General features: G+C 34.7%; 1 protein-coding gene. It reads left to right on the top strand.

Going from position 1 to position 513, the window contains the following annotated elements:
- Window positions 1-513: HAMP domain-containing protein (locus AC1B00_RS09720; RefSeq protein WP_488849529.1), on the top strand; the 513-nt coding region annotated here is incomplete at both ends.

Raw genomic sequence — 513 nt, 5'->3', positions numbered from 1 at the left:
ACAAATCTCTCGCCCGCTAAACAATCTAACAGCTAAATCAGTAGAACTTAGCAGTGGAGATGGTGATTTAACCAAAAAGTTAGTTGATAAAGGCAATGATGAAATCGCTGAAGCTTGCAAAGCAATTAATATTTTCTTAGAAAAAGTAAGAGTATTAATAGCAGAGGCAAAAGACATCTCAAACGAAAACGCATCAATTGCTAACGAATTAAGCCACACAAGTCTTCAAACAGGTAAGCGTGCAGAAGAAGGTAGTGTTATTGTAAATGAAGTTGCAAACAAAGGAACAAACACCAAAGCTAACCTTGATAGTGGAGTTGTTGGTGCGGTTAAAGGTAAAGATGAATTAAGCAATGCAACCAAATACATAAATGTAGCAAATCAAGCGATTAATACTCTAACAGCACAAATCAATCATAGTGCTGATATAGAAAGCTCACTAGCTAGTAAGATAGAGCAATTAAGCCGTGATGCTGATAATGTTAAATCTATTTTAGAAATAATTAATGATGT

It is taken from the genome of Campylobacter sp. DY7 (genome assembly GCF_057802535.1).
This window is presented reverse-complemented; position numbering and strand designations above follow the sequence as displayed.